Raw genomic sequence first — 772 nt, forward strand, 5'->3', positions numbered from 1 at the left:
GCCGGGCAAAGTCTTCCTTATCGGCGCGGGTCCGGGCGACCCCGATCTATTGACGCTGCGGGCGCTGCGGCTGATCCAGGACGCCGACGTGGTGGTCTTTGACCGGCTGGTCAGCCCCGAGATCATGGCGCTGGTCCCGGCCAGCGTCCGGCGCATCAGCGTCGGCAAGACCGCGGGCTTTCATTCCGTCCCGCAGGACCGCATCAACGCGCTGCTGGTCGACCTCGCCCGCGAGGGGCTGACGGTCGCCCGCCTCAAGGGCGGCGACCCGCTGATCTTCGGCCGCGGGTCCGAGGAGGCCGAGGAGTTGGCCGCCGCCGGCATCGCGTATTCATACGTCCCCGGCATCACCGCGGCGCAGGGGGCGGCGGCCTCGACCGGGGTGCCGCTGACGCATCGCGGGCTGGCGACCGGCGTGCGCTATGTCACCGGCCACCGCGCGCGGGATGCGGAACTGGAGCTGGACTGGGCCAGCCTCGCCGACATCGACACGACGCTGGTCGTCTATATGGGTGCCGCCAACATGGCCGAGATCGCCGCGCGGCTGATCGCGCAGGGGCTGCCCATCGACCTGCCGGTGCTGGCCGTGGGCCACGCCACGACCCCGCGCGAGGTGCGGCTGCCGTCCACCTTGGCCCGCATCGCCGCCGACCTTGCCGCCCATCCCATCGAGGCGCCGGTGCTGTTCGTCATCGGCCGCGTGGCCGGGCTTTACGCCGACGCGGCCCTGCCGCTGCCCGCCGCCGCACGGGCGCCGCAGTTGCGGGTGGTG

At 73.2% G+C, this 772-nt stretch carries 1 protein-coding gene; it reads left to right on the forward strand.

The features are described 5' to 3' along the window. A partial coding sequence (gene cobA / locus EPA64_RS16160) for a uroporphyrinogen-III C-methyltransferase (protein ID WP_134727310.1) occupies positions 1-772 on the forward strand: 772 nt, incomplete at both ends.

The sequence above is a fragment of the Paracoccus luteus genome (assembly GCF_004522155.1).
GTDB classification, from domain to species: domain Bacteria; phylum Pseudomonadota; class Alphaproteobacteria; order Rhodobacterales; family Rhodobacteraceae; genus Paracoccus; species Paracoccus luteus.